General features: G+C 58.0%; 17 protein-coding genes and 2 tRNA genes. 6 read left to right on the top strand and 13 right to left on the bottom strand.

Translation table 11 applies throughout. The features are described 5' to 3' along the window. Positions 1-114: 114 nt before the first annotated feature. From proX to EO133_RS03370, 3 genes are all read right to left on the bottom strand, one after another. Positions 115-1,140 (bottom strand): glycine betaine/L-proline ABC transporter substrate-binding protein ProX, encoded by a 1,026-nt coding sequence (proX, locus tag EO133_RS03380; protein WP_127071268.1) that lies wholly within the window; start codon positions 1,138-1,140, stop codon positions 115-117. A 112-nt stretch (positions 1,141-1,252) separates the two neighbouring features. Then, entirely contained in the window at positions 1,253-2,185 is a 933-nt protein-coding gene (locus EO133_RS03375) for an ABC transporter permease (RefSeq protein ID WP_127071267.1), read from the bottom strand. Next, positions 2,178-3,434, bottom strand: a complete 1,257-nt coding sequence (locus tag EO133_RS03370; protein ID WP_127071266.1) for a quaternary amine ABC transporter ATP-binding protein — start codon at positions 3,432-3,434, stop codon at positions 2,178-2,180. The genes EO133_RS03375 and EO133_RS03370 overlap by 8 nt, the downstream gene beginning before the upstream one ends. Positions 3,435-3,837: 403 nt before the next feature. On the opposite strand from EO133_RS03370, the gene EO133_RS03365 reads away from it, so the two are divergent. Continuing rightward, a tRNA-Gly gene (locus EO133_RS03365) sits at positions 3,838-3,911 on the top strand. Positions 3,912-3,976: 65 nt separating this feature from the next. On the opposite strand, the gene EO133_RS03360 is transcribed toward EO133_RS03365, so the two are convergent. Further along, positions 3,977-5,596: a globin-coupled sensor protein gene (locus tag EO133_RS03360; RefSeq protein ID WP_244640896.1), complete on the bottom strand. Its 1,620-nt coding sequence runs from the start codon at positions 5,594-5,596 to the stop codon at positions 3,977-3,979. Between the two features lie 305 nt (positions 5,597-5,901). Here EO133_RS03360 and EO133_RS03355 point away from each other — a divergent pair, with 305 nt between their 5' ends. Further along, positions 5,902-6,534, top strand: coding sequence for a PilZ domain-containing protein (locus EO133_RS03355; RefSeq protein ID WP_127071264.1), 633 nt, complete (start codon positions 5,902-5,904; stop codon positions 6,532-6,534). A 2-nt stretch (positions 6,535-6,536) separates the two neighbouring features. On the opposite strand, the gene EO133_RS03350 is transcribed toward EO133_RS03355, so the two are convergent. Beyond that, the gene (locus EO133_RS03350) at positions 6,537-7,598 is read right to left on the bottom strand and encodes an HD-GYP domain-containing protein (protein ID WP_127071263.1); all 1,062 of its coding nucleotides are present in this window, start codon (positions 7,596-7,598) and stop codon (positions 6,537-6,539) included. Positions 7,599-7,855: 257 nt separating this feature from the next. On the opposite strand from EO133_RS03350, the gene EO133_RS03345 reads away from it, so the two are divergent. Then, the gene (locus tag EO133_RS03345) at positions 7,856-8,275 is read left to right on the top strand and encodes a hypothetical protein (RefSeq protein WP_164734864.1); all 420 of its coding nucleotides are present in this window, start codon (positions 7,856-7,858) and stop codon (positions 8,273-8,275) included. 337 nt (positions 8,276-8,612) lie between these two features. Then, positions 8,613-8,689, top strand: a tRNA-Arg gene (locus EO133_RS03340). 259 nt (positions 8,690-8,948) lie between these two features. Here the strand turns inward: EO133_RS03340 and EO133_RS03335 are convergent. Next, the gene (locus EO133_RS03335) at positions 8,949-9,317 is read right to left on the bottom strand and encodes a GTP-binding protein (protein WP_206513457.1); all 369 of its coding nucleotides are present in this window, start codon (positions 9,315-9,317) and stop codon (positions 8,949-8,951) included. A 181-nt stretch (positions 9,318-9,498) separates the two neighbouring features. On the opposite strand from EO133_RS03335, the gene EO133_RS03330 reads away from it, so the two are divergent. Continuing rightward, on the top strand, positions 9,499-10,710 hold the full coding sequence (locus EO133_RS03330; protein ID WP_127071261.1) for an MFS transporter: 1,212 nt from the start codon (positions 9,499-9,501) through the stop codon (positions 10,708-10,710). 707 nt (positions 10,711-11,417) lie between these two features. On the opposite strand, the gene EO133_RS03325 is transcribed toward EO133_RS03330, so the two are convergent. Further along, positions 11,418-12,947 (bottom strand): MFS transporter, encoded by a 1,530-nt coding sequence (locus tag EO133_RS03325; protein ID WP_127071260.1) that lies wholly within the window; start codon positions 12,945-12,947, stop codon positions 11,418-11,420. Positions 12,948-13,067: 120 nt separating this feature from the next. Between EO133_RS03325 and EO133_RS03320 the strand changes: the two genes are divergently transcribed. Next, positions 13,068-13,640 carry a TetR/AcrR family transcriptional regulator gene (locus EO133_RS03320; protein WP_127071259.1) on the top strand — a complete coding sequence of 191 codons (573 nt, stop codon included), beginning with the start codon at positions 13,068-13,070 and terminating at the stop codon, positions 13,638-13,640. A 270-nt stretch (positions 13,641-13,910) separates the two neighbouring features. Here the strand turns inward: EO133_RS03320 and EO133_RS03315 are convergent, their stop codons facing one another. The 6 genes from EO133_RS03315 to EO133_RS03290 form a co-directional block, all read right to left on the bottom strand. Then, a complete protein-coding gene (locus tag EO133_RS03315; RefSeq protein WP_127071258.1) occupies positions 13,911-14,705 on the bottom strand; it encodes a helix-turn-helix domain-containing protein in 795 nt (264 codons plus the stop codon). A gap of 93 nt (positions 14,706-14,798) precedes the next feature. After that, positions 14,799-15,347: a VOC family protein gene (locus EO133_RS03310; protein ID WP_244640895.1), complete on the bottom strand. Its 549-nt coding sequence runs from the start codon at positions 15,345-15,347 to the stop codon at positions 14,799-14,801. Positions 15,348-15,355: 8 nt separating this feature from the next. Further along, complete coding sequence (locus EO133_RS03305; RefSeq protein ID WP_127071257.1) at positions 15,356-15,730, bottom strand: hypothetical protein; 375 nt, start codon at positions 15,728-15,730, stop codon at positions 15,356-15,358. 80 nt (positions 15,731-15,810) lie between these two features. After that, the gene (locus EO133_RS03300) at positions 15,811-15,993 is read right to left on the bottom strand and encodes a glutathione S-transferase family protein (RefSeq protein ID WP_127071256.1); all 183 of its coding nucleotides are present in this window, start codon (positions 15,991-15,993) and stop codon (positions 15,811-15,813) included. Positions 15,994-16,030: 37 nt separating this feature from the next. Then, positions 16,031-16,363, bottom strand: coding sequence for a RidA family protein (locus EO133_RS03295; protein WP_244640900.1), 333 nt, complete (start codon positions 16,361-16,363; stop codon positions 16,031-16,033). A gap of 227 nt (positions 16,364-16,590) precedes the next feature. Further along, positions 16,591-17,345, bottom strand: a protein-coding gene (locus EO133_RS03290) for an IS5 family transposase (protein ID WP_127070809.1) whose coding sequence is annotated in 2 segments (ribosomal slippage) — positions 16,591-17,015 and positions 17,015-17,345 — 756 coding nt in all. Because the reading frame shifts where the segments join, the coding sequence is not laid out codon by codon here. Positions 17,346-17,424: the final 79 nt, after the last annotated feature.

Below are 17,424 nucleotides of genomic sequence, written 5' to 3'. Positions count from 1 at the left end.
TAAAATTGTTGAAATATTCAAACAATCCAAAATTAGGCTACAATTTGCTGTGAATAGCGCAAAAAAGGCCGGGTCTATCACCCGGCCTTTCCGTTTGTCGCTATTGCGCCAGACTTACTGTGCGGCGCGTGCAGCTTCGAGCCAACCGTCGACATCGGCGCGGTTGGTTTCAATCCACTCCGAAGCCTGTGCAACGATGTCGCCGTCGCCTTCGTTCATCGCTGCGTTCTGCGCGAAAATGTCTGCAAGCGGCACGCTGACTTCTTCAAGCAGGGTGCGGACGGCCGGATTGTCATCGAGGAACGCGCTATTGGCGACGGCCACGATGTCATTGGCCGGGAAGCCGAGCGTGCAGGGATCGGAAACGCAACCTTCAACGCCTTCCATGGTGGCGGCGTCGGCAAGATCCATCAGATCTTCGGGAAGGTTGACTTCCGGCACCTCGATCCACACAACATCTTCGCCCGGGACCAGTTCATTGACGGTCCAGTTTGGGGTCCAGGTGTAAAAGAAGATCGATTCCCCGCCTTCATAGGCGGCAACGGCGTCAGCCATTGAAGCCGAATAACCGGCCTTGATCGGGTTGACGTGATCGCGCAGGTCATAGGCGTCGAGGTGATGCTCGATGTTGATCTCGCAGCCCCAGCCCGGCGGGCAGGCAACAAGATCGGCAAGACCATCGCCGGAACGATCGAAAGCGGCCTTGACCTCATCGCGCTGGAAATCGGCCAGCGAGGTGATGCCGAATTCCTCGGCGGAGGCGCGATCCACCAGATAGCCTTCGAGAGCGCCGCCTTCGGCAACGGCCCCAACGATCTCCGCGCCATCTTCAAAAATCTCGCGATAGGTGTTGTGCAGTGGGAACCAGCCATCGACCCAAAGCGTAACATCGCCAAAGGCAACTGACTGGTAAAAGGCCGGGTTATCGAGTGTCAGGGTTTCGCCAACCGTGTAGCCAAGCTCTTCAATGAGTTGCTTATAGATCTCGGTGTGGAACCAACCTGTATCCCAGGTAGGTTGCGCCATGATGAGTTCGACACCCTCGCCGGGATTGTCCTGCGCAAGCGCAGTGGCAACAGGGCTGGCGCTCAGAAGGGCAGCAGCACCAATAGCAGTAAGGGAGGATTTGAGACTGAACATGATGGTTACGTCTCCTTTTTTGTTTTGGACAGGTAAGGCAGGAAAGCGGGCCTGCCATGCGAAAGGCTTGGGGCGACATCGCCGCCCGGGCCTTGGATGAGGCGGGCCGTGTTTAGCCCGCCTTTCCGGGTTCGCCCTGAGGTTCGGGTCCTCTGAGGCGGAAAAGATTGATGACGGCCTGGCGCAGCGAGACGGTCTGAACATTGTTTTGCTCGCCCATCCCTTGGGTGATGCGGTCCAGAACAATAGCAAGGATTACGATTCCCACGCCCCCGGCTGTCGCGCCGCCCACATCCAGGCGCCCCAGTCCGGTGTTGACCACAAGGCCAAGCCCGCCCGCGCCGATAAGCGCGGCGATCACGACCATAGAAAGCGCCAGCATCAGGGTCTGGTTCAGCCCGGCCATGATGGTCCGCAGCGCCAGCGGGAACTGCACGTCCCACAGCATCTGCCAGCCGGTCGAACCGAAAGCGTGGCTCGCTTCGATCAGATCGCCGCGTACATTGCGGATACCCAGATTGGTCAGCCGCACGATAGGCGGCAGGGCAAAGATGATGGTCGCAATGATCCCCGGCGTCATCCCGACGCCGAACAGCATTACGATCGGCACCAGATAAACGAATGATGGGATTGTTTGCATGATATCGAGCACCGGCCGCGTTACGGACCAGAGCCGGTCGCTGCGCGCCGCCAGAATGCCCAGCGGTATGCCAATCACGGCGCAAAACAGCACCGAGGTCACGATCATGGCAAGCGTCGTCATGGTCTGGGGCCAAAGCCCGATCATGTCGATAAAGGCAAAACCGAGCAGCGTGAAAATCGCAATGCCGCGTCCAGCATAGCGCCATGCCGCCAGCGCAAAGGCGGCGGTGGTTATCAGCATCGGCATCCAGAGGAAAAATCCGTTCAGTCCATTGAGCGTCATGGTGATCGGTACCTGCGCCGCCCGAAAGGCAGGACGGAAATTGGGTACCAGCCAGCCGCGCACGAAATCGTTGATCCAGCTATCGAACGGGATGGTCATAAGGTCGCCGGGGCTAAACATGGGCGCCCTCCTTGATTTTTTCATCCTCGACCGATGGAGGAGGCACAGCGTCTTGCTCACCATTCTCGCCCGAAAGCTGGGCAAACACCGCTTCGGGTTCGACAACGCCCACCAGCCGGTCTTTGTCGTCCGTCACGGCAATGGGCAGTCCGGCGCTTGCGGCCCCATAGAGGTCATAGAGCTGCACATCGGCGTCGACAGTGGGATACTCGGTCAGCATCACGTCTTCGAGGATGGGATTGGGTGCGCCATTGTCCAGCGTTGCCGCGGCAAGGTCCTGATAGGTCACGACCCCGGCCACTCTGTTGGCGCCATCCACCACATAAAGCGCGTGCCGATTGAGGTCTTCCATCGCCCGCATGGCGTCTTCCGCGCTGGCCTCGCCCAATGTCACAGCTTCTGCAGCGTTGGAAACGTCCTCGGCCGTAAACACCCGCCCGCGATCGATATCGGCAACAAAGGCCGCAACGTAATCGTCCGCAGGTGCGGAAACGATTTCCTGAGCCGTGCCCACCTGCACGAAGCGTCCGTCCTGCATAATGGCGATCCGGTCGCCTAAAAGCAGTGCCTCGTTAAGATCGTGGGTGATGAAAACGATGGTTTTCTTGAGTTCTTTTTGCAGGACAACCAGTTCGTCCTGCATCTCGCGCCGGATCAACGGGTCGAGCGCGCCAAATGGCTCATCCATCAAAAGGATTTGCGGATCGGTTGCAAGACCGCGGGCCAGCCCGACACGCTGCTGCATGCCGCCGGACAACTCCGATGGCAAGCTATCGGCGCGCGATCCCAGCCCGACCTTTTCGAGCGCGGCGATAGCGCGCTCGCGCCGCTCTGCCGCCGGCACGCCTTTGACCTTGAGGCCGTATGCGGCGTTCTCGGCCACGGTCCAATGGGGGAACAGGGCAAAATGCTGGAACACCATGGCGACTTTTTCACGCCGGATGCGCCGCAGAACGTCCTTCTTGCAGTCGGCTATATCCTCGCCATCGATCAGCACTTCTCCTGAAGTGGGCGGGATAAGCCCGTTGAGCATACGCACAAGTGTCGATTTTCCGGAACCTGAAAGTCCCATGACGACGAAGATTTCGCCTTCGTCGACATCGAAATTTGCATCCCTTACGCCGACAGTTGCGCCGGTGGCTTCAAAAATCTGTTCCTTTGATTCTCCCTGCTCGAGGCGCGACAGCGCTTCGTCAGTTTTGTCTCCAAAGATCTTGAAGACGTTTTTCACCGATAACTTGGCTTGCATATGCTCCCTTACTGTTTCTGTGAAAGGTATACAGTAGATGTCTCATAAATAGTTCAAAATATATTTATGACATACCAATGCAAACAGAAGCAGTCGCAATGACAATGCGATCTGTGAATCGGTAATCAATGGCATGTGTAGCGATAATAAGGGCAAAGATTCGATAATTCAACCGGCAGGATGGGCTATGGAAATTTCCTTGGCCGCATTTTGGTCAAAATTTCTGCATGAAAAGCATTCAGGAACCGGTAATAATACTGGAAAATATTGTCGTTGACGTCTCGCAATTGTGACGGATCGCCGCGCCCGCTACCCGGCTTGACGCAAGCATAAATTTGAACCAGATATGGCGTCTCGCGCGTCGCGAGGCCAAGGTGCCGCTTTCAAATCGAGTTGGCGTCAGGCGGGTGTAGCTCAATGGTAGAGCAGCAGCTTCCCAAGCTGACGACGAGGGTTCGATTCCCTTCACCCGCTCCATTCTTCTGAAGGTTCAAGTGTGGCTCATGGTGAGCGCCAAGTATGGGCGCCCGCCACGGTTGTTTCTAGAACTCGTCCCAGTCGCGACTGACAGGGGCGGCATTGCCCATTGTTGCAGCCGGTCGCGAAGGCGCGGGCTGCGAGGCGACAAGAGTAGGGCGGCCTGGTAGCGTACGCGTCCCCGATTGTCCGCCATAACCCTTCTCCAGAACGAAAATTTCAACAATGGAATCGAGTTGATTGGCCTGATTTTCAGTCTGTTCGATGGCCGCGTTTGTTTCTTCCACCAGGGCGGCATTGTGCTGGGTCATCTCGTCCATCTGGCGCACGGCGGCATTGATCTCCTCAATCGAGGAGGCCTGCCCCTTGCTGTCCTGCGCGATTGTTTCCAGCAGTTGCGCGTTTTCCTTGACCGCCTCGAGCAGCGTCACCAGTTTCGACGATGCGTCCGCCACCAGCTTTGAACCTGTTTCAACCTCTGTATTGGATTGCTCGACCAGCGCCTTGACCTCCTGGGAAGCCTGCGCGGCAGATTGCGCCAACCGCCGCACTTCTATGGCGACAACGGCAAACCCCTTGCCCGCTTCACCGGCGCGCGCCGCTTCCACAGAAGCGTTGAGTGCGAGCAGGTTGGTCTGAAAGGCAATGTTGTCGATCAGCCCGATAATGTCGGAAACCTTGGACGAGGATGTCGTAATTCGTTCCATTGCAGCGGTTGTTTCCGTCATTACCCGGCCACCATCCTCGGCTGTGCGAGATGCTGCCTGAGCCTTGATGCTGGCGCCCTCGGCATTTTTGGCATTGCTCATCACCGTCTGGGCCAACTGCTCCATGGCAGCCGAAGTTTCCTCAATCGTTGCCGCCTGTTTGGTCGTGCGCTCGGAAAGATCGTTGGCACCCGACAGGATTTCAGAGGTTGCGGTCTTGAGAGCATTTGACGTCACCCGCAACTGCCCGACGATTTCGCTCAGCTTGTCGCCGACGGCGTTGGTGTCATCCTTGATTTGCTGGAATTGGGGCTCGAATTGCTCATCGATTCTCACGGTCAGATCGCCATTGGCGTAAGCGCGCAGCGCATCGCCGGTCAGCGTCACGGCGCGATTGATCCGCTCCGCGTTCTCTTTTTCTACCCGCTCAGCTTCCGCAGTCAGTTTGTCGAAATAGGTGGAGACCGCAATATCGATGTCGATCATGATGGCCCTGATGATTTCGACGATCGCGCCCGCCATGATGTCGACTTGGGCCATCACGTCATCATACTTGAGCTTGCGCATTTGGCTCAATTGCTCGGCCATATAGTCATGCACGACATTCTTGACCAGTGTTTCGACAATTACCCCATAGCCACCGATATACCAGCGCGGTTCCAGCCCGATCTGCGCATGGCGCAGCCCGACCTTGGTGCTGGCCGCAAGATAGTCGGAGTCGAACTTGCCTGAAGCAATCGCCTTCCAATGTCCGACCTGCCGCCCTTGGGCACGGTTCATCTGCTCTTTGCCGGAGAAAAATCGTGCGACGTCGGGCACGGTCGCGATCTTGTCGTAAAACCGGTCCAGCGCCTTTGGCAGATGCAAGTCCACCTGTTTTTGAATTTTCTGCAGTCGGGAAACGGCTGCAGCATCGAGCCCGATAAAGTCGAGTCGCGTCTGAAGCTGAGAAAATGAAGCTGCCGCATCGTGTGTCATGGCGCATATCCAATCGCGTTGCCAATTGCCTGGAGAAAGAGCCATGCCCCCCGGCATGCGCCATTTCACGCAAGAAAAAGTCTGAAACTCACCGCGTCCATGATGGCCGATCATACCTAACGAGGCATTAAAATGGGGTTACGGGCTACCGCTTCGAACAAGTATTATTTATGTTGTCCGCACCCGGAATAATTGCCATTGCTGCAATTGAAGTTATCGCGCCACCGATTATTTAACCAAAATTAGGATCCTGCTGCGCATTATTGCGTATAGAAGCAATGGCTGTATTGAGAGGGGCGTTTGCAATGCAAGCGAATACGCAGGTCAAGCCAAGCGAAACCATCGAAGGCGGGCTGCGGGTGTTTGCCACGCTTGCAGCCAGTTATTCGATTGCCCGCAAGCAAAGCGATGATGCGCCCGCCAAGGTTCATCCGTGTCGCACCCGTTCCATCGCGCTTGACCGAATGGTGATCGAAGCGGACATTTTACCCGAGCAAGGCGACAGCGTTTATCTCAATATCCCAGGCCTTGGGCTGTGTTCGGGCAGGGTCAACAAGCTGCTATCCAACGGGTTTGTGGCCGCCATCACACTGTCACCGGATAAGATCAACGAGCTTATGCCCCGGCTCGATTGGCTCAAGCGCTATTACAAGCGTGACGCCCACAACAACCGGCGGCATCCGCGCCACCTGACGCCGCCCTATCAGATAAAGCTCAAGACGCCCGACGGTGAGAGCGTTGTCACTGTTTATGATCTGTCCTGCTCGGGCGTCGCACTTCTCACCGGCTTGCGCCCTGCCATCGGCAGCAGGCTCGTCATTGCCGGTTACGACGGTGTTGTGGCCCGGCATTTCGACGGCGGGGTTGGCATCGCGTTTGACGAACCCCATCCACTTGATGAACTCAAGGCCAGCTTGCGGCCTTGGCGCACGGCCTGATTTCAGGCGCTTTGAAATCTAGCCGGGCCATTAAAGCCTGGCAGCACCCGTGCATCGACAAATCTGGCAAAGGCCCGCAGCAGGTCCGGGTCCAGTTTGGTGCCCATCTTGAACATAATGTCGAGCGCGGTCTCAGGGGTATGAGCGGATTTGTAGGGCCGCTTTTCCAGCAACGCGCCAAAAATATCGCAGATCGTGATGATGCGCACGAAGTCGGAAATCTTGTTGCCGCGCAGCCCGTCGGGATATCCGGTGCCATCGAGATATTCATGATGGTGCAGGACAGCATCGAGCAGCCGTTTTCCCTCATATTTTTGCGCATTGAGCAGGTCCCACCCCAAAATGGGGTGTTGCTGCATGATGACAAGCTCGCGCTTGTCGAAGCGTCCAGGCTTGTTCAGAATGTCGGGCGGTACTTTCGCCTTTCCGACATCGTGAAGCATCGCTGCATGTGTCAGGTCCAGCCGGTCTGCGCTTGAAAACCCGAGATAGATGGCAAAAGCTGCACTAAACCCTGCGACCAGCAGGCAATGCTGGGTCGTTGCTTCATCGATCGACCAGCTCTGGTTCAGCCAGTTGGAAATCCCGGTTGCCTCGATCGCTTCGAGCATGATGCCCGAGCTTTCGATGATCCGTGCAGGCACGAGGGCCTGCCCATTTGCTGCGGCGGCAAATGTCTTTTCCAGTGTCGTGAGCGTGTCGTCGACGGCGCGTGTCACCGACGATGCGATGATCCGTGCGATAGTGGGAACAAGCAACTCATGGGCGCGTGTGCGTGGTACAATGATATCGGCGCCCAGTGCATAGGCTTGTGTGGTTTCGTGGAACGAGCCCGGCGTCAGCAGAAAAATGATCGGAACGTCTGCCCTGCGGTAGGTATCTATCGCCGGCTGGGCCAACTCGACCAGCGTTTTGTTTGTCGGGTCGAAGTCGCAGACGAGAACGCGCTGGCGAGGGCTCGCTGCCGGCAGGTGCTCGATTTGAACGACATGGAAATCGTTCAGCGGACCAAGTTTCCGCGCCAGGGCGCTGCCTTTCGCCATGTTATCGGTCGCGATAAACAATTTCCCGCCCTATATTTGCTTTGCTCTATAAATTTGTACTTCAAATTCTAACAACATATTACTTTTGTTTGAATGTGAGGCTAAGAAAAAATACAGATGAAAAAGAATGATGATGAAGGTCTTGGCTTGGCTACATCTCAAGCGGTTTCGCCCCCAAGAATGGTGCCGCACAATCTCCCTCTCCTTGAGCGGAGGATTAGGAATGCCGCATGACACGAAACTACAGCGACGATGACTTTGCCGAAACGCTGGAGGGCATGGCCCAACGCCTTACCCAGCTTGAAGAGCCATGGATGGTGTTTGGTGGCGCAGCTGTTGCCCTGCATGGTATCGATTGCGGCCCGATCAAGGATATTGATGTTGTCCTGCCACATCGTGCAGCGTTGCGTCTGAGTGCGATGTTTTCATGGAAGAACCACGCCGATGAACGATCCGATCGATTTCGCTCAGATGTGCTTCTGAGGCCTGACCTCGGCCCTGTTCCCGTTGAACTTCTTGGAGGATTCCAAGTCCGGGGCAAGTCTGGTTGGGTTGCAGTGGATTGTAGCGAAACCCAAGGCATTCAAGTCGGCGCACAGCGGGTATTCGTGCCGAGCCTTGAGCGGCTAGCGAATATTTTCCGTCTATGCGGGCGCGAAAAAGATATTCGGCGAGCGAAACTAATTGAGCGGCGCTGATCTTAAGCTTCGACCCTGATGACCGCCGCATGACCTTCAAAAGATTGAGGAGATCAAGCAATGCGGCGTTACTGCTCTTGTCGAGTGTTCTGCAAAGGGCGTTGGTCTTAGAGTGCGGATAGCTTGGGGCGTACGAATTTTCTCTGTCAGTAATGCTGACCATTAGTTTTGGCTGTAACTTTACAGAGGCGCTTTTTTGGTGGCCAGGACACGGAAAATAATCCCGAACTTTGCACTGAGAGAACCGGTTCTGCGCCAAATCGTGGCTTGCGCCGCCTCCACACATACAGTAGGTTCCGCCCTGTTCGCGCCACCTGATTTGTCGAGGCGGCGCCGGGCACCCGTAGCTCAGCTGGATAGAGCGCTGCCCTCCGAAGGCAGAGGTCACACGTTCGAATCGTGTCGGGTGCGCCAAATACCGCCGATTACCCTCCACAATACGCTATAGTCGCCGAGCGTACGCCCTTGCATCTGGTAGAGGCCGGCACGCGCGCAGAAAAGCGTAAAAACGGCGGCGTTCGGCGGCGAAAAAGTTCGAATCGCTTCCGGTCGAATGATTGCCACATGAATACGTTGTGGCTTGGTATGGCGGGAATGCGCCCTTTATGTCTGCCGTTGAGAGCGGCGTTGCCGCTGCCCAAAGACATGTTCAAAGGCGAGCGCTGGGGCGAGGCTATGCGAGGGTGCGCTCTTTCGATGCGCAACCTTGAACGGCCTTCCAAGGGCGCTGGTGGTCGCCTTCCAGCAGCATGTGAACAGCCTGAATTACGAAGCGGTCGTCGTCGTCCTTGAACGAGAGGATGTCCTTCATGCGCAGGATGTCCGTCCCGAAACGCCGCGTGATCATCTGCACCCGGGGCAGGAATCGTCTCGCATCGAGGGGCTGTTCTGTCACGAGCGAGAAGCTCGTGACGTGGTCGTCATGCTCATGGTCGTGATCGCCATCCAGAAAACCGGGCTCGATCTCGAGGATACGATCGAGATCGAAGGCGCTGCGATTGAGGACCTGATCGAGGGGAACGTCGCAGCGTGTGGAACGCATGGACGTGGTTCTTGCCGACGAGCCTGAAGACGTCTGCAAGGCCTATTGGAGCAGACCAAGCGTCATGAATTGACCGCCACACTTCAACCCTGCCGTTGCATCAGAGCTCTGCAAAAATCGGGTGGCCAGCCATGTTTCTTGATCCCTAAAGAGTACTGCGGCGATCGGAGGAACATGAATCATGCAAATCATCAGGCGGCTGGCGATTTCGGCCTACGGCATGCATATGGCTGACCAGATCGCTCTGGTATCTGTTCCACTAATAGCTGTGCTTGCCTTCGGCGCAAAAGCCGAGGTCATAGGAATCCTCGTCGCTTGCCAGTCGATGGCGCACCTTTTGGGCTCTCTCCCCTTTGGCCTTATGATCGATCGCGTTCAAGCGAAGTTCTTGATTGTGACGGCGGCTGTGATTTCCGTTCTTGGATTTGCGAGTGCCGCCGCCAGTGTCAACCTTGGAAGCGTCGTGTGGTTTGGCGTCGCGGTGACGTTTGCCGGTTTTGGCATCGTTCTGTTTGTCCTGACCAACCTGTCGATCCTGCCAAAAATTGCCAATGCGGATGAGATCGCCGGTGCAAATTCTCAGCTCGAGATTCCACGAGCACTTTCATCATTTGCTGCCCCGCTTGTAGTCGGTTTTATTATTACGGAAGAAGCATCAAATTTCATTTTCTTTGCGGCATCGTTGAGCGCGTTGTTTGCTCTCTGTTTTATCATAAAGGTGCCCCGGTTTCCTGTCCCGGAGTACAGGCAGGATGGCATGATCAGAAGGGTTCTGGAAGGCGGGGCCTTCGTATTCAGGCATGATCTTCTTTTGCCAATAACCTTATGTGCGATATTCTGGAACATGGCGTTTCCAGCCTTGCTCGTTGTGTTGTTGCCAATCATCGTTGAGGTCTATTCCCTCGATCCGGGCACCTTTGGAATCGCCCTGTCATCATTTGGCTTGGCAGCGATTGCGGGGTCTTGGGCAGCGGGTCGCTTTTCCACCCGCATACCACCCAACATTATCCTGCTCTTCGGGCCCGGAAGCTCTGTCGTCGCTTCCGCCATACTGCTCCTCATACCCAGAGAAGGGCCGGCGATCGCAGTTTATGCCGCATTTTTTCTGCTGGGCTTCGGTCCCTCGATGTGGCTGGTTGCGCAGAATTCCGTGCGTCAGTTGGTTACTCCCGGCTTCCTGCTTGGCCGCGTCAATGCCGTCATTCAGACTGCAATATATGGTGTGCGGCCGGTCGGAGCCCTGTTGGGCGGGATGCTCGCCGGGGTAATATCCCCGCATGCTGGATTGACCTTCGTTGTCCTGGCCTTTGCCTGCTCCTTCGCGAGCGCGCTCTTCACGCGCCTCCGGACGGTGAGGCGGTACACGGACCTGCAGCCTGCGATGGGCGCATGATCTGAATGCCCGCCGAAATCGGTGGTGGCCGGCCTGGCGCCCGTGCTGATTCCGGCGTCCGGAAGCAATTGGATCTGCTCACCTGGCCGTTGCCTCGGCTAGCATTTCTCATCGGGATCGGGGCGATTGACCGGAACACATATCTGTCGGAACACTCTATCGTCAGAGTCGATCCGACTGCCGTTTCGGTGATCGGTCCATGAATCACCATACTACTCGCCACCACCGGCACCGCGCGATCCAGACGCTCGCTCAAGCATACATGCCGCGAAGAATAGCTTGAAAGCCGAACAGTAGGAAACGCGTTCGTCTGCACGCCAATCCACGCGTCCGCCTGGCCCTTCAGCGCACAGTGCCGATGTTGTCCTCCGTAGCACGCTTTCAGCGCAGTCAGATCGATCGCTTGCCGCCCCGCGCCCGAGACGGGAGAAGCTCCGAGGGTCGGCAGAAGCGAAACGACCCCAACACTGGCCAGGAACTCCCACCGGTCAAAGGTTGATGGTCTTGGGAGAAGCGGACTGGTACTCAATTTCCTACGATTTGATCGAGTTCGCGCCGATATCGTCAGCTCCCTCGCCCGAACCGGGCGCGCAGACTCTTCGGTCCGCGCCCGGTTCTTCCGGCGGCCTCTGTCAGGTGATTACGATCTCAAGACATACCGGACGAGGATGACGCCAAAGCGGATGTGCAAAGCACGCGGAACGCTCTTACGTCCCTCCGCGGTGGCGCTCGACACTGGGCTGCGCCTCCACCACAACCTCCCGAAGCAATAGCAGCGCAATGATGGCGGCAACGGCGAGCACCGCGGCGGCGGTGCCGGCGGTCAGGGCCAGGCTCGAAACGAACGCCTGGTTGGCGGCAAAGCGCAGGGCGCTGCCCGCCTCGACCGGCAGGCGGGCGGCTAGGTCGAGCGCCGAGGCTAGGCTCTGCGCCTCGAGCACCGGCGGCAGACCATTGCGAAACACTAGGCTACCCAGACTGCCGAGCAGGGCAATGCCGAGGGCGCCGCTGAGTTCATTGCTGGTTTCTGCGATGGCGGCGGCGGAACCGGCGCGGGCGGCGGGGGCGACGCTGACGATCATGTCATTGGCGACGGACGCAACGAGCCCCATGCCGCTCGACATGACGGTCATGCCGGCCAGGAAGAACCAGAAGCTGGTGGCCATCGATAGCTGGCCGAGCATGCCAAGCCCGGCAGCAACCATGCCGAGGCCGAGGCTCATCACCAGACCCGGCCGCATCACGCGGGTCAGAAGCGCGCCGGCAGTGGCAGCAACGATCACTGCTACCGCCGTAGGCAGCGACCAGAGAGCGGCGATGAAGGGCGACATATCGAGCACGAGCAGCATGTACTGGATGTTGAACAGGCTGATGCCCAGCAGAGCGAAGCCGGCCAACGCGTTGGAGGCCATTGCTGCGGTAAAGGCCGGCACCGCAAACAGGCCAAGATCGATCAGAGGGTCGGCAAGCCGGAACTGGCGAGAGATAAAAACGATACCGAGCAACAGACCGGCGACCAGGGAGGCGCCCGACAGGATCGAGACGCCCTCGGCGGCAATCTCCTTGACGCCATAGATGACGGTGAGCACGGCGGCGAGTGATAGGACGGCGCTGAAAAGATCGAAGCGGCCGGGCAGGGGGTCGCGATATTCGGGCAGGACCAGCGGCGCCAGCGCCACCAGCAGGATCATGGCGGGGACATTGATCAGAAAGACCGCGCCCCACCAGAAATGCTCAAGCAGCAAACCGCCGACAATCGGGCCAAGGGTGGCTCCGCCCGCAAAGCCGCCGGTCCAGATGCCTATGGCGAGCTGACGCTGGCTGGGGTTGGAGAACATGTTGCGGATCAGGGCCAATGTGGAGGGCGCCAGCGTCGCCCCGGCCATGCCGAGCAAGGCGCGGGTGAGAATGAGCTGTTCGGCGCTGGCGGAGAAAGCGGCCGCGAGCGAGGCCAGCGCAAATAGCCCTGCTCCGATGATCAACAGCTTGCGGCGCCCGATGCGGTCACCAAGCGTGCCCATGGTGATCAGCAGGCCGGCCAGCGTGAAGCCATAGATATCGATGATCCAGAGCAACTGGGTGCCCGAGGGATTGAGCGCCTGGCTGAGCGCGGGCACGGCAAACAGCAGGACCGAAAGATCCATGGCCACCAGCAGGCAAGGCACAATGAGCAGGGCAAGGCCAATCCACTCACGCGCGGTGGCTTTGGCGTCTGGGTTGATGGGTTGGTCGATCATGGCTTCACCTCGCGGGTTGGATTGATGTGAAGCCAATCTATACATACGTATAATACATATGTATAGATGAAATTGTACAGATGTATGGATTTTCTCCGGCAATCGCGTTAGAAGCTGAGCATGGGACACAAGGAAGACTTGCTCGGCGGTGCCAAAAAGTGCCTGCTCGAAAAGGGTTACGCGCATACAACGGCGCGCGACATTGTTGCGGCCTCGGGCACGAACCTGGCCTCGATCGGCTATCATTTCGGCTCGACCGAAGCGCTGATGGGTGAGGCGATGATGGCGCTGATGGGCGAGTGGGGCGACAAGTTCGAGCCTCGGCCCGATGCGCCGCAGGAAGCCTCCTCGCTGGCGCGTTTCGAGGGGACTTGGCGCAGGCTTTACGGCCTCTTTGCCAAGGATCGGGCGCTGCTGCTGGCCAGCTACGAGATCATGGCGCAGATCGACCGACTGCCCCAATTGCGAAGCCTGCTCTCGGGCGCATATGAAGAGATGCGCGGCGACTTCGCCCGGGTCTTTTTGTTGCTTGAAGACGATATCGATCCGGCCGAGCTGCGGGCCATGAGTTCTCTGCTTTTGGCACTGATGACCGGCCTGATCACCCAGCACCTCCTAGACCCCGAACGCGCGCCCAGCATCGACGAGGTCATCCGCGGACTGCGGCTTGTGGTGGCAAGGATCGGGGAGTAGAGGAGGAATGGCGGTGCGCCGAGAGGTGGCTTACCCCTTCCCCAGCCCTCCCACAAAGGGCAAGAATATCGCATTCAGACAAGGGTCATCGCATGATTCCTCAGCCCTACGTCTCCTGTGGATTTCCTCGAGACACCGATGATTTCGACGTTGCGAGCCGCGTAGGCTTGACCGAAAGGTCGAAAGACAAAACTACGCTACAGGGCAGAACCTCCTTGTCGACGGCGCCGAGTTTGCCGGCACAGGCTCGCCCGTCCGGGACAGCCGCGGTCAGCAAGACGGCGATCGTCCCCTGTTCAGGTACTGAACTGTAGAATTGTTCTCTGGGAAGAACGCTTCGATCGCCAGTTCTGACAACAGCACATCCCGCGGGGTTCCGAAAACGGTTGTCGTCGAGATAAATGACAATGTCCCGTCCGCCGTCCTCAGCTTTAGAGGTACGAGCACGCTATCAGTGGCGGCGATATCTGCCGACGCCGCTCCCAGGTGCTCTCCGTAAATCAACAGTTCACCCCGAAGATCGATCAAAACCTGGTCCTGGGTGGCCGTAATCTGCCGATCCAGCCGATGCATGAGGTGGTTGCGCCATTCTGCGAGATTCTCGATCCGGGGCGCCAATCCTTGAGGGTGCAGACTCAGGCGCAGCACATTGATCGGCGTCTCTAGCAGCGCTTGGTTGGCTACGTTGGCCACAAGCGGCCCAACGGCATCATTGGCGTGCACCATGTTCCAGTGGCGATCGATGGCGAGCGCGGGAAAGGGTTCGTGCCCCTTCAGAATGGTGCGAATCGCCAATCGGGCAGCGTCCATCTCTGGATCATCAAGGCTTCGTTCGGAGTAGGCCGGTGCGAATCCGGCGGCAAGCAGCGCGGCATTGCGCTCGCGCAGGGGAATGTTCAACCTTTCGGCCAGGTGGATCACCATGCCGCGGCTCGGCCGCGACCGCCCGGTTTCGAGGAAGCTCAGGTGCCGCTGGGAGATGTCTGCCTCCAGCGCGCAATGTAACTGGCTGAGGCGATGCCGCTCCCGCCAGGCCCGCAGGTGGTCGCCAACCGTGACTGCCATTCCCATTGCCAGCTACTCCCAGGGTGCCGCTGAAGTTGGTCATTGGATCATGGGCGCCGCGACTGATATGCGCGGCGCCTGATTTACTACCCGTCAGTTCTGAATCATGTACTGATCCCAGAAGCCTTCGGCAGGCGCGATCTGTTCGACTACATCGACCAGAACACCGGCTGGATCGCGCGTCATGAAGCGGCGCTGTCCCCAGGCCTCGTCGGTCAGTGGATGGACCATGGGCGCTCCACCTGCCTGTAGGCGGTCGAAAACGGAAGCCGCGTCGCTGACCTCAACGGTCAGGATCATGCCCAGACCGTCGAAACTTTCCGGGCCGGGTGGGTTGGAGGGGTGGTCTGGGTGCATGAAGGCGAGCGTGGCACCCCGAGTGTCGTCCTCGCCCGGGCCGACAAGATAGAGGAACCAGCTTGCCTCGAAGGCCACCTGAAAGCCGAAATGGCCAACATAGAAATCTCGCACCTCTGCTAATTGCGAGGTTGTGATCAGCGGATAGAGGTCACGAACTTTCATTTCGGGTGCTCCGTGATTGGTATGGACTTGACCCAGGGCGGCAGGGGCAACTGAGATGGTGGCAAGTAGGCCAAATGCTGCCGCCACCATTGTGCGGCGGGAAAAGATGGTTCTCATCATGTCGCTTCCTACGCGATACTGGCCCTACGGCGGGCCACAGCCTTGAACTCTGCCAGGGCCAACATGGCGACGACCCCAGCCTGGAAAGTCAGAAAGACGGCGCCCAACATGTTTGGGCCGGTCGTCGCCAGCACGACGATGCTGGCCAGAACCCAGGCGGCGTTGCCCAGGATGACGAGCCAGACCCCAGTGGACCAGGGTTGGGCCTGCCTTGCCAGAATTGCCATGAAGCCGGCGATCGGAAGGAGCAGGAGACCGGCATAGAAGAGCAGGTCTTGCGGTAGGGTCAACAGCGGCGACAAGGTCGGGGCCGCCGCGGCAAGGGCGATGCCCATCAGCGCGCAGGTGGCTGCGTCCAAAGCGAGAATGTTTTTGAGAGTCATCGGTTTCTCCTTTCGTGAGAGGCGCAATAAGACTGCAACCGAAGAGGTAAATCGATTACTTGGCGGGTAATATCGAAGGGCTACTTGATGACGCGAAGGGGCTCGAGACCCTCGTCGGCAAGCGCGCAACGGACGCAGCGGCGCCGTTCGACATTTTCAATGAAGGCGTTCAGTCCGGAGGAATAGTTGAGCCAGACCATCTCGCACCAACGCGAGATCACATAGAGCATGGCGTCAGCGCCGGTGAAGTGCTCGCCAAACATGTAGTCTGCCCGTCACATGGCAACGAGCATCCTCAGGTCACTGTTGCCGTGCGATGGCGCGAATTTCGACAATTGCGCCTTCGCGGACAAAGCCCGTTACTTCAATCGCTGTCCACGCCGGAAATGGCTCACGCACGTAGTCAGATCGAACTGCTTTGAAAAGATCGAGATGATCTCGCAATCCGACGTGATAGGTTGTCATTTCCACAACGGAACTGAAGTCCAGGTCAGCTTTTCGCAAGACAAGCCCCATCTTTTCAAATGCATTGCGCATTTGAGTTTCCGGATCTTCCGATAGAGTTCCATCCGATCTGGCACCCGTGAATCCAGTCAGAAACAAGAACCCGTCAACGAGCAGCCCAGGCGACATTCGCCAATCGTCGTAGTATGATTGAAGTTCTGTCGGGACTATCGGCTTGGCTGTCACTGGCAATCTCCGATACGTTTGGTCATCAGACTGCCGGAAGTGACCCATTTGTATCCGAAAGGCAACGGCCGCTTCGGGGTCGGAAATCGCCTTCCGCATCGGGTACCAAGCGGCAGATGCGATGTCAAAGGAGTGCCCATACTCCAGCAAGCGTTAGGGTCGAGACTCAATCATAGCCAATATGCGACTGCGGCCGCGAGCATGACAGCGGAAAGGTAATTCCGGGCGAGTTTGTCGTATCGTGTTGCGACACGGCGGAAATCCTTGAGGCGGCAGAACGTGGCTTCGACACGCCAGCGGTCCTTGTAGCGCTTCTCATCGTAACGGATTATGCGCTTGCGGTTCTTGCGGCCAGGGATCACGGGGATAGTGTTCTGGCTGCGCAGAGTGGTCCGAAGTCGATTGGCATCATATCCCCGGTCAGCGATGAGCCGCTTCATGCCCATCGTATGAGTGATGAGCAGATCGGCACCCGTCATGTCCGAGGCGTTGCCGGGCGTCAGGATGAGGCGGAGCGGCCTTCCCAGAACATCGACGAGCGCGTGGACCTTGGTGGTCCGGCCACCACGCGAGATGCCAATGGCATTGGCTTTCGCCCCCCTTTTCCCCCGCCTGCACAGCGATGGGCCTTGATATAGCTGCTGTCGATCTGGGCTGTTTCGGCTATCCAGCCCTGTTCGGTTAACGCGGCCAGGATGCGTGCCCAGATGCCGCGACGGCTCCAGCGGTTCCAGCGATTATAAACGGTTGTCGCAGGGCCATACTCGACAGGGCAATCAACCCAGCGCCCGCCGCACTTGAGCATATGTATAATTCCCGAAATCACCCGCCGGTCATTAACCCGGCGCGCCCCAGGTTGGTTCTGAGGGAGGTGCGGCTCAATGGCCGCCCATGCTTCATCGCTCAACCAAAACAGTCTGCTCATCAACGCCTCCAGCTCAATCCAAAGCCAAAGAATCTGATTTGCAGCATCTATTCAATAAGCTGATTGGGTTTGGACCCTA

It is taken from the genome of Pelagibacterium lentulum (assembly GCF_003992625.1).
GTDB lineage: Bacteria > Pseudomonadota > Alphaproteobacteria > Rhizobiales > Devosiaceae > Pelagibacterium > Pelagibacterium lentulum.
This window is presented reverse-complemented; position numbering and strand designations above follow the sequence as displayed.

Bases quoted from the DNA above. Each gene is read 5' to 3' on its own strand.
- EO133_RS03300 (WP_127071256.1), bottom strand. From the start codon at position 15,993: ATGTTTGGCGAGCACTTCACCGGCGCTGACGCCATGCTCTATGTGATC.
- EO133_RS03320 (WP_127071259.1), top strand. From the start codon at position 13,068: ATGGGACACAAGGAAGACTTGCTCGGCGGTGCCAAAAAGTGCCTGCTC.
- EO133_RS03335 (WP_206513457.1), bottom strand. From the start codon at position 9,317: ATGCGTTCCACACGCTGCGACGTTCCCCTCGATCAGGTCCTCAATCGC.
- proX (WP_127071268.1), bottom strand. From the start codon at position 1,140: ATGTTCAGTCTCAAATCCTCCCTTACTGCTATTGGTGCTGCTGCCCTT.
- EO133_RS03310 (WP_244640895.1), bottom strand. From the start codon at position 15,347: ATGATGAGAACCATCTTTTCCCGCCGCACAATGGTGGCGGCAGCATTT.
- EO133_RS03295 (WP_244640900.1), bottom strand. From the start codon at position 16,363: ATGTCGCCTGGGCTGCTCGTTGACGGGTTCTTGTTTCTGACTGGATTC.
- EO133_RS03325 (WP_127071260.1), bottom strand. From the start codon at position 12,947: ATGATCGACCAACCCATCAACCCAGACGCCAAAGCCACCGCGCGTGAG.
- EO133_RS03315 (WP_127071258.1), bottom strand. From the start codon at position 14,705: ATGGCAGTCACGGTTGGCGACCACCTGCGGGCCTGGCGGGAGCGGCAT.
- EO133_RS03345 (WP_164734864.1), top strand. From the start codon at position 7,856: ATGGCCCAACGCCTTACCCAGCTTGAAGAGCCATGGATGGTGTTTGGT.
- EO133_RS03355 (WP_127071264.1), top strand. From the start codon at position 5,902: ATGCAAGCGAATACGCAGGTCAAGCCAAGCGAAACCATCGAAGGCGGG.
- EO133_RS03375 (WP_127071267.1), bottom strand. From the start codon at position 2,185: ATGTTTAGCCCCGGCGACCTTATGACCATCCCGTTCGATAGCTGGATC.
- EO133_RS03305 (WP_127071257.1), bottom strand. From the start codon at position 15,730: ATGACTCTCAAAAACATTCTCGCTTTGGACGCAGCCACCTGCGCGCTG.
- EO133_RS03360 (WP_244640896.1), bottom strand. From the start codon at position 5,596: ATGACACACGATGCGGCAGCTTCATTTTCTCAGCTTCAGACGCGACTC.
- EO133_RS03370 (WP_127071266.1), bottom strand. From the start codon at position 3,434: ATGCAAGCCAAGTTATCGGTGAAAAACGTCTTCAAGATCTTTGGAGAC.
- EO133_RS03330 (WP_127071261.1), top strand. From the start codon at position 9,499: ATGCAAATCATCAGGCGGCTGGCGATTTCGGCCTACGGCATGCATATG.